The sequence below is a fragment of the Psychromonas sp. genome, from assembly GCF_983033635.1.
The window spans coordinates 1-9,598 of sequence record NZ_CEZLMY010000134.1; the positions used below are offsets into that span (position 1 = coordinate 1).

The 9,598-nt window shown below is 41.3% G+C and carries 8 protein-coding genes; 3 read left to right on the top strand and 5 right to left on the bottom strand.

Annotated elements, in window-relative coordinates:
- A partial coding sequence (locus AC4GME_RS14345; protein ID WP_490379633.1) for an MFS transporter occupies window positions 1–1,090 on the bottom strand: 1,090 nt, incomplete at its 3' end.
- A 142-nt stretch (window positions 1,091–1,232) separates the two neighbouring features.
- Here AC4GME_RS14345 and AC4GME_RS14350 point away from each other — a divergent pair.
- A complete protein-coding gene (locus AC4GME_RS14350) occupies window positions 1,233–2,075 on the top strand; it encodes a 23S rRNA (adenine(2030)-N(6))-methyltransferase RlmJ (RefSeq protein ID WP_490376361.1) in 843 nt (280 codons plus the stop codon).
- 82 nt (window positions 2,076–2,157) lie between these two features.
- Here the strand turns inward: AC4GME_RS14350 and AC4GME_RS14355 are convergent, their stop codons facing one another.
- Complete coding sequence (locus AC4GME_RS14355; protein ID WP_490376360.1) at window positions 2,158–3,618, bottom strand: hypothetical protein; 1,461 nt, start codon at window positions 3,616–3,618, stop codon at window positions 2,158–2,160.
- Window positions 3,619–3,790: 172 nt separating this feature from the next.
- Here AC4GME_RS14355 and AC4GME_RS14360 point away from each other — a divergent pair, with 172 nt between their 5' ends.
- On the top strand, window positions 3,791–4,369 hold the full coding sequence (locus AC4GME_RS14360) for a nucleoside triphosphate pyrophosphohydrolase family protein (RefSeq protein WP_490376359.1): 579 nt from the start codon (window positions 3,791–3,793) through the stop codon (window positions 4,367–4,369).
- Window positions 4,370–4,442: 73 nt separating this feature from the next.
- Here the strand turns inward: AC4GME_RS14360 and AC4GME_RS14365 are convergent, their stop codons facing one another.
- The gene (locus AC4GME_RS14365) at window positions 4,443–5,582 is read right to left on the bottom strand and encodes a Na/Pi cotransporter family protein (RefSeq protein WP_490376358.1); all 1,140 of its coding nucleotides are present in this window, start codon (window positions 5,580–5,582) and stop codon (window positions 4,443–4,445) included.
- A 415-nt stretch (window positions 5,583–5,997) separates the two neighbouring features.
- Between AC4GME_RS14365 and AC4GME_RS14370 the strand changes: the two genes are divergently transcribed.
- Window positions 5,998–6,246, top strand: coding sequence for a hypothetical protein (locus tag AC4GME_RS14370; protein WP_490376357.1), 249 nt, complete (start codon window positions 5,998–6,000; stop codon window positions 6,244–6,246).
- A 166-nt stretch (window positions 6,247–6,412) separates the two neighbouring features.
- On the opposite strand, the gene AC4GME_RS14375 is transcribed toward AC4GME_RS14370, so the two are convergent.
- Together AC4GME_RS14375 and mutS are read right to left on the bottom strand one after the other, a co-directional pair.
- Window positions 6,413–7,306: an AraC family transcriptional regulator gene (locus AC4GME_RS14375; RefSeq protein ID WP_490376356.1), complete on the bottom strand. Its 894-nt coding sequence runs from the start codon at window positions 7,304–7,306 to the stop codon at window positions 6,413–6,415.
- Between the two features lie 110 nt (window positions 7,307–7,416).
- Window positions 7,417–9,598, bottom strand: a 2,182-nt coding sequence (mutS, locus tag AC4GME_RS14380) for a DNA mismatch repair protein MutS (RefSeq protein ID WP_490379634.1), incomplete at its 5' end; no start/stop codon positions are given.

Consider the following 9,598-nt stretch of genomic DNA (forward strand, 5'->3'; position numbering starts at 1 on the left):
GTTTATAGGATAACCCACCCATAACGCCACCGAAAAATGCACCTAAAAACTGATAGGTGCTGTAGATCCCCATGGCGCTGCCTTTTGCGCCAGCAGGAGAAAGCATTGAGATAAAAGCGGGCAGTGAAGCTTCTAAAAAATTAAAGGCGGTAAAATAAAGCAACATACAGATAAACATTAATATAAGTGATTGAGAAATCAGTGCCATTGCGACTAAACTGGCGGCCATCAGCAAAATGGCAAAGAGATAAAACTGTCTATTCATATCTTTACGGGCGGCAATAATTAACATCGGAATAATTAAAAGAAATGAGATTAATAATGCAGGCAGATACAGATGCCAATGAATTTCTGCGGATAATTGCATGTTTTGCAGCTGCAAAGGTAAGGCGACAAAGGTAGCGGTAAGCGCCAGATGCAGTATAAAAATACCCAAGTCTAAACGTAGTAGTTGCGGATTTTTTGCTAGCTTGCCAAGTAGGGCCGGAATGGCGATGGTTTCACCTCGAGGTGCTTTACTGACCACATGAGGCACCATAAAATGAACGACCGCGATGCCCGTTAATGCACCGGCTGCGGTAATAAAAAACAGCCCTTGCAAGCCGATAATGGGCGCTAAAACAGGACCTGCCACTAGCGCGACGGCAAAGGCAAGGCCGATGCTAACGCCTATCATGCCCATAGCTTTGGTGCGCTGCTCTTCTCTAGTCACATCTGCCGCTAAGGCTAAAATAGCACTGGCAATTGCGCCGGCCCCTTGCAATGCGCGCCCCGCGGTGACTCCATAAATAGTGTCGGAGTAGGCGGCGACTAAACTGCCAAGTGCAAAAATGATCAACCCGGCAAAAATGATTGGGCGGCGGCCAAATTTGTCAGACAGCATACCCGCTGGTATTTGTAACAGTGCCTGTGTTAAACCGTATGCGCCAATGGCCAACCCGACCCAAAGAGGAGAGTAACCAGTAAGCTCTTGCCCGTAAATGGCAAATACCGGCATGATCATAAACAGACCTAGCATACGCAGTGCAAAAACAAAGGAGAGCGACAGCGCGGTGCGTTTTTCAATCGGGTTTAGAGCATCAGGTTGCATTATCGATCCATTACAAGGCAAATAATTAGGGCGCAGATAATAACATGCGCTTGCTAATAATGGGGGGGATTTTTTAGCGCAAAAATAGAGAATATTCATTATAATGCCGCGTTCTTACCATTTTATTTTTTTGGAGTATTCAGTGCTGAGCTATCGCCACTCTTTTCATGCGGGTAATTTTGCTGATGTGTTAAAGCACACGGTTGCCACGTCGATTATAAATTACATGCTTAAAAAAGATAAGCCACTCTGTTATCTAGATACTCATTCAGGTTGTGGCGCTTATTCATTGCAGTCAACAGAAGCGCTAAAAACCAAAGAGTTTAATAATGGTATTGTGCAACTGTGGGGGCGTGATGAACTGCCGGCTCCTGTGGCCTCGTACCTTGAACAAGTTATTGAATTTAATGCACAAAGCAAACTTGAATTTTACCCCGGCTCACCAAGCATTGCACGGCAGATGTTACGTGAGATGGATCGCCTGTTTTTATTTGAACTGCACCCCAATGAATTTACCAATATGCGTGAAAATTTTTCCGGTGATCGTCAAATTAAAATGGCCAATAGTGATGGTTTACAAGGTTTGGTTGCAAATATGCCCCCGAAAGAGCGCAGAGGCTTTATTTTAATCGATCCCTCTTATGAGGTAAAAACAGAGTACCAGGAAGTAGTAGATACTTTAATTCAAGCGCATAAACGTTTTGCGACAGGTACTTATGCGCTTTGGTATCCCGTTGTTAATCGTCACACTATCGATCAGATGGAAAGAGAGTTGCTTCAGTCCGGTATTAGAAATATCCAGCTGTTTGAACTTGGCATTGAAGCCGATTCTGCCGAAAAAGGGATGACTTCCAGTGGCATGATCGTTATTAACCCGCCCTGGACTTTGCAGAAAGAGATGCAGGAGTCGCTGCCATTTTTAGCGCAGACACTAGGTCAAAATGGAGAGGGTTTTTACCGCATTGAAACCTTAGTGGCAGAATAATAGAGGAAGGCAAAGCTTCCTTTTATAGCAAAAGCACTTCAAGATGCTGATTCCTGCATCTTGAGGTAGTTTGGCTATAGTGTTAAACGCGTTTATTAAAATGCAATAACGACTTTAGTTTTGAATAACGATCTGGTTTGGGTTTGTCTTTGCCTGCTGAAGCGCCCGCTTTTTCCAGTTCGATAATACCGGAACGGTCTAGGGTTATTTTGTAGCGCTCAAACTGCTCAACATATTCACCTTGATCAAGCGCGACCACCAGATTGATTTGGTAGCGGCGTTCAATTGAGGTACTCTGAATTTTCTCTCTATTTGATGCAGGATCATTTTGCTCGTATACCTTACCGGTTCCGCGCTCTAAGTAGCGGGCAAACGGGCGCAGACTGAATACAATCGTCTCTTCGATAGTATCGTAACCAGCCTGAAAATCCTGTTTATTCACTTTTGTTTCAATGCGATAGTGTAAAAACTCAGCACTCTGCTTATTTTGAGTATGGCGTTTTGCTAATAACTCTTTGCTTTGTTTGGGTAGTTTTTTCGCTTTTATATAATCTAACCAAACTTTCTGTTTGGCAATTTCTGTCTGGCTCATTACATCTTTTAAGGTGCGTGACCATTTCGGTTTGCCTTTTCTTATCCAGCGCCATAGGATATTTTTAAAATCATCTTTAAATACCTCCCGCACGCCATAAATAACGGCGAGAACAAAAATCATCAGAGAGGTTATACTACTTAATGCACCTTGGGTTTTGATAATTAAAACTAGCACCACACTCATAATTAAAGCGGTCGCAACACCGGTCACAATTTTACGTGTGATATTGCCTAACTCCTGCGTTTCGCTTTTAAAAATAACGCCAAATTCAATTAAGCGGCGTAATAAACGCATTTTATTGGCAATACGGTTAGGATCATTAAGTGTTGTGGTGGTGTTATAGGCTTTGTCTATACGATATGCATTTTCCTCTTCACAGATCCCAAGGAGTGCCAGACGCGTTTCGGAAAACTCTGCATTACGTGTTTTTTTTGCCAGCATATGCAGTATTGATTGTTCGGTATACCAGGATAAATAGTTGTCGACGTTTTCAAAAATAGACTGCAACTTTATATCTGTAGGAATATGGCTGCGATGTTTTTTTAAAATGGTCAGGCATTGTTCGGTAATATCAATAGCTGCATGATAAAAATCACGCAGGCTTTCGCTATCATCAATATTTAATGCTTCCTGGGTATCGGTGTCGAGGGCGACAATATACTGATAGGCAAATTGGTTAAGGTTACTTTTATACTCTTCGGGCGAGCGTTTCATACGGCTGGCAAAACGTGTATGTAATAGCGGAAGATGCAGACCTTTAGTGAAATAAGCGCGTCGGCCTTTAATGGCGGCGTTAAAATATTCAGTTTCTGGTAGGGTGTTTTTATTAATGCCCATCTCTTTAGGTAGCGAGAAGTACATATCAACTCGACGCTGTTCACCCTTATTGATTTGATGGACAAATTTTATGGACAGTTTTTCCTGCTGTTTAAGTCTGAATTTGTGCAACTATTTCCTCCTAGTTAATTATACCCAAACCACTTCAAGATGCTGATTCCTGCATCTTGAAGTGGCTTGGGTATATATAGTATAACGACAAATTCCGATCTGTTTTTCTTTTTTGCCGTGCTTTCTATTTGTTTATTGTTAAAATCTTGTTTTTTTTGTACAAGGCATCAGCATGAAACTTTCACTATTAAACCAGCCGATTTATGACCACTTATATCGCGATATTTTTTTATTCCGTCAGACCTTTGATCTGCCTTGTGAAGATCCTGGCTCGTTAGATGAAAAAGCGGATACTTTGCATACCTCTTTGATTATTGAAGAGTTAACTGAGCTTGCAGTTGCAGACTGCAAAGTGGAACAAGCGGATGCGATTATTGATAGTGTGTATGTATTAATGGGACGTTTAGTTCACCTTGGTGCTAAACAGGTGAATGATAATCTTGAAATTAGTTATCTGATTGATCTGTTTTTAAATGTTGCTAAACATCGTGAAATTAACTTTTTACCTTGTTGGGATGAGGTGCATTCCAGCAATATGAGTAAAGTGTGTCGTAATACGCAAGAGTATCAAGAGACTCAGGCTTTTTATGCAAAACAAGGTGTTGAGCTAATTGATAGTGTTAAGGGGGATTTCATTATTGCTAAATGTGCTAAAGATATACAAATGGCGGGGAAAATTGTGCGTCAGGGGAAAGTGTTAAAATCAGTTTATTATCGCCCGGCAGATTTAGTTTCATTAGTAAGTGAATAATGATTTTTAGCGTGACTAGCTGCTGTTAGTCACGCTGGTTAAATCTCTGCCCTATTAATAAGTACAATCGAAATTATCTAACCGCCATTAACATTAAACCGGGTAAAACAAAGAAAGTACCTATCACATAAGCAAACGCCACAAATTTGTTGTTACTCCCCACTTCCGCTAAACGCTCCGCGGCTTTTAAAGGTAGCTCGCGCAGGTAAGGCACACCGTAAATTAAAATAACCGCTAAAAAGTTAAAGAAGAAATGTACCAGGGCGATGGTTAAAGCTGATTCTGCAGCCGCTCCTGAAATGGCAGTCGCTGCTAATAATGCGGTGATTGTGGTGCCGATATTGGCGCCTAAGGTAAACGGGTAGATTTGGCGTGTAGTAAACATACCGCTACCTGCTAATGGGATCATCAAACTGGTGGTGGTTGAAGACGATTGTACCATTACGGTAACCAATGCTCCCGAGCTGATTCCGGTTAAAGGCCCTTTGCCAATAGCACGGTGTAAGATATTTTTAGCTCGACCGACTAATACTTTTTTCAGCACTTTACCTAAAAAAGTCACCGAGAATAAAATAATAAACACACCAGCGATAACCATCGCCACACCTGCCATTTTACCTGGCATAAACGACAGCAGATCACTGATCAGATTCACTCCTGGTTTGGTCAGTGGCTTCATAAAATTAAGCCCTGTGATGGAAATATCCGCGCTACCAACAAAAAGGTGTGCGGTAGCTGCTGCTAGTTTTTCTAATAAACCAAATATTAACTCCAGTGGTAAAAATATTGCTACGGCAATTAAGTTAAAAATGTCATGCACGGTTGCCGCACTAAAGGCGCGTTTAAAGTCTTCTTTTTCACGAATATGACCAATTGATACAATGGTATTGGTAATAGTGGTGCCCATATTGGCACCCATTATCAAAGGAATGGCGATAGAAACAGGCAAACCACCTGCTACTAAACCAACTGTGACAGCGGTAACTGTTGAAGAAGATTGTACTAATGCGGTAGCTAATGTACCTAAGATCAATGCCACAAATGGATTGGTGGCAAATTGAAAAATCTGTTCAGCCCCACTGGCTCCACCTGAAAACAGTTTAAAACCACTGCTGACTGTGCTTACCGCAACTAACATGCAGTAAACTAATAAAATAACAGCAGACCAATTTAAAAACTTACTTAGTGTTTGATTATTTTTATTTACACTCATTTTGATTACCTGTTGGTATAGCCAAGTTGTTTGGCATATATGACAATTGTGTTTCAGTTTTTTGACAGGCGGATTAAAACAGAGAAATGTGACAGAAATATTTCAGTGTGGGGTTGTTTTTCTAAAAATTTATTAATGGCTTTAAAATCAAGTTATTACATGCAGTTATTTTTTAAGTTCAGTTGTTATTTATCCTGTAATTAGTAGATAAATTAGCAGTGATGGAAAATTATTTAGCTGAATAGTATAAAAACAGCTCTACCCGATTAGATTTTACTGTGTCAGTAAGTAAATTATTGCCCTTGTGGCGATATAATTAATAGGTAAATGTACTGTAAAGCCCTTTGCTAATCGAATTGAAATCCCCCTTTAGGACTATAATCATATAGGAGGAAGTGGAAAGAAGGGGGCTATTATGAAACACAAAATTATTTCAGCAATTGCTATCGCGGCGTTACTGTATGTTGGTTTTGCTTACGCGACAGAAGAAGGTCTTGGTTTTGCCCGAGGTAGAGGTTGCCAAGGTAATATCAATAATGCACAAATGATGTTTCAGCCCGTTTATCAGGATTTGGATGCTAATGCAGATGGGCAAGTAACGGAACAAGAGCATGCTCTATTTAGGGAAAAACGGCAGGCAACTCGGCCGTGGTTATCATGCTAGGTACCATCTCAATATGTTCTAAAACAGGGATCTAAATGGTGATGCAGTGATTAGTGCTGATGAATTTGCAGCGCATCGGGGCTGGGCTAATAGAGAGTAAGGCTTACAAAAGAGTGATAAAAAATGACTGCTTGCAGGTTTCAGCAGTCATTTTATATTTCCGACTTTATTTCAAAGGAATATAAATTTCTGTTTTTAAGTTTTCCGGTTTAGTGTGGCGTGGGTCGCGGTTTAAGTACACTTCAAAACAAGGCTGGTCGCGCAACTCAAACTCGCTATTCACTAACCAGTCATTATAAATTTGTGAATAAGTCTGTTGTAAATTCTCGTAGGCACCTTGATGTAAAAACACCGCGTATTTTCCTCCTGCAATGATTATTTTTTGCAACTCTGGTGAGTTGCTAATATCACCGTCAATATCTAAACAGGCATCGTAACGGATGAGTGCACTTTCCGTTACATTCGGATCATCATGGCAAATGCCAAATGCACGGGTATCGTCCTTCATTAATTTATTCCCATAAGCAAAAGGCATTATCGTTTGCCATGCTTGTTCTGCCGCCTGAGCATAATCACCTGTTGCTCGTGCACAAATTACTTCAATATCATTCAATTGTTGAATACTTACTTGCATAGTAAAACTCCGTTTTTCATAAGGTTGTAATTGAGATTCAATAAATATCTGCTTTTGTAAACGAACGTGGCTGGGAGTGTGTTGAAACTGTGCTTTGAATGCCTTATTAAACGATGTTTGTGTTTGAAAGCCACATTGAAAAGCGATCTCAGTGATTGTGCTTTGCGAAAAGCGCAACTGTTTGACCGCTCTTTCTAATAACAAACGTTTTTTATAAGCATGAAGACTTTGACCTACAAACGCATGAAAAAGACGTTGGAAATGAAACTCTGAATAACAACTAATGGCTGCTAATTGTTGTAGAGTGGGATTATCATCGAGATGTTGCTCAAGATAATGTTTCACTTTGTTCATTTTTTCATTAAATCTTTGTGCACGTTTTATTGATGTAGAGTCAGCTGTTTCTGACACTTGTTTATTAGCCATCCGCTAGTCCATTTGTTTAAGGAGATTGAATCTTAAACGGGTTTTATTATTGTTACTTTTCCATTTCTGCTAACTTGCAAAAAAAGGGTTAAAAATTTAACCCTTTAAAATTATTTACTCATTTTGCTCAGTTTGTAGATTAAATCTAACGCTTTTTTCGGGCTTAACTCATCAGGATCGATAGTTTGCAGTAGCTCAAGCGCCGGGGAGGTTTCCGGTTCTGCAAAGTTTAATACTGTTTGCACTGCTTGATTCGTACTCAAGCTCTGCTTTGAGCCTAACTCTAATTGTTGTAATTTACGCTTGGCATTGTTAACCACCTCTTTCGGTACGCCAGCCAATGATGCTACCTGCAAACCATAACTTTTATTCGCGGCACCCTCCTGCACTGCATGCAAAAACGCAATGCCGTCACCATGTTCAACAGCATCGAGGTGAACATTTACTAACTCCGGAATGCTTTCCGGTAGAGTGGTCAACTCGAAGTAGTGAGTCGCAAATAGGGTGTAAGCCTGAATCTTTTTCGCCAGTTGCTCAGCACATGCCCAAGCCAGTGATAAACCATCAAAGGTACTGGTGCCGCGACCAATCTCATCCATTAACACTAAGCTGTTTTTAGTGGCATTATGGAGAATATTGGCGGTTTCAGTCATCTCAACCATAAAGGTTGAACGCCCGCTGGCAAGATCATCCGATGCACCAATACGGGTAAAGATACGATCCACAGGACCAATTTTGGCACTTTGTGCCGGAATAAAACTACCGATATGAGCCATCAATACCATTAATGCAACCTGGCGCATATAAGTTGATTTACCGCCCATATTCGGGCCGGTAATAATCAGCATACGACGCTGATCGTTAAGCGTTATCGGGTTGGCAATAAAGGGTGTTTTACTGACTTGCTCAACCACCGGGTGACGACCCTCTTCAATGCAGATACCGTTTTCAGCCTGCAGTGTCGGGCGAACATAATTAAGCGTTAATGCACGCTCAGCCAGGTTATTCAGTACATCTAATTCGGCCAGTGCTTGTGCGGTAAACTGCAAGTTTTGCAGATGCGGCAGTAACTGATCAATTAATTGTTCATAGAGTTTTTTCTCTAATGCTAACGCTTTGCCTTGGCTGGAAAGTACTTTATCTTCATGCTCTTTAAGCTCGGCAATAATAAAGCGTTCGGTATTTTTAAGTGTTTGACGACGAACATAATGGACTGGCACCGCATCAGATTGTGCGCGGCTGGTTTCAATATAATAACCATGCACGCGGTTATAACCTACTTTTAAAGTCGCGATCCCGGTTGCTTCCCGCTCGCGAAGCTCCAGTTTTGCTAAGTAATCAGTGGCGCCTTTGGCAAGGTTGCGCCATTGATCAAGCTCTTCATTATAGCCCTCGGCAATTACACCACCGTCACGAATAATGACAGGAGGATTATCAATCACTGCTTTTTCCAATAATTCAAGAAGCTCCGGGTACGAGCCCATCTCTTTACTGAGCTTGCTGACTAATTCAGTTGGCATCTCGGCAATCAGGTGTTGTAACTCAGGCAGTAACGAAAATGCTGTGCGTAAACGCGTTAAGTCTCTTGGGCGTGCGCTGCGCAGTGCCAGACGTGCAATCACACGCTCTACATCACCAATCTGCTTTAATGGCTCTGCCAAATCAGCGCATAAATCACAATCGATTAAGGTTTGAATCATGCTTTGACGGTAATTTAAAACATTAAAATTACGGATTGGTTGGTGGATCCAGCGTTTTAATAAGCGACTGCCCATTGGTGTGACCGTGAAATCTAACACTTCCGCTAAGGTATTATCAAATCCGCCGGAGAGGTTTTGGGTTAACTCTAAATTTTTACGTGTAGCGGCATCTAAAATAACACTATCGATATTCTGCTCGAGCTTGATAGATTGCAAATGCGGCAGGCTGGTGCGCTGCGTATCTTTAATATATTGCAGTAAAGCGCCTGCAGCACAAAGGGCAACTTGCGCTTTTTCAACACCAAAACCGATCAGATCTTTTGTGCCAAACTGCAGATTTAACGTTTTTTTGCTGGTGGAAAGCTCAAATTCCCACTCTGGACGACGGCGAATGGTCTGCAAGTGCTCAATTAAATCAATATGTTCGAAGTTTTCCGGGTACAACAGCTCAGCTGGATTAAGGCGTTGCAGCTCTGCTTGTAATGTTTCTGTATGTTGAAATTGGTTAATGATAAAGCGGCCACTACCAATATCTAAAGAAGCAATACCAAAACTGTTTTGCTGCTGGTAGAGCGCGCACAATAAATTATCC

Excerpts from the sequence above, each read along its gene's own strand:
- AC4GME_RS14360 (WP_490376359.1), top strand. The coding sequence starts at position 3,791 with ATGAAACTTTCACTATTAAACCAGCCGATTTATGACCACTTATATCGC.
- AC4GME_RS14365 (WP_490376358.1), bottom strand. The coding sequence starts at position 5,582 with ATGAGTGTAAATAAAAATAATCAAACACTAAGTAAGTTTTTAAATTGG.
- AC4GME_RS14370 (WP_490376357.1), top strand. The coding sequence starts at position 5,998 with ATGAAACACAAAATTATTTCAGCAATTGCTATCGCGGCGTTACTGTAT.
- AC4GME_RS14375 (WP_490376356.1), bottom strand. The coding sequence starts at position 7,306 with ATGGCTAATAAACAAGTGTCAGAAACAGCTGACTCTACATCAATAAAA.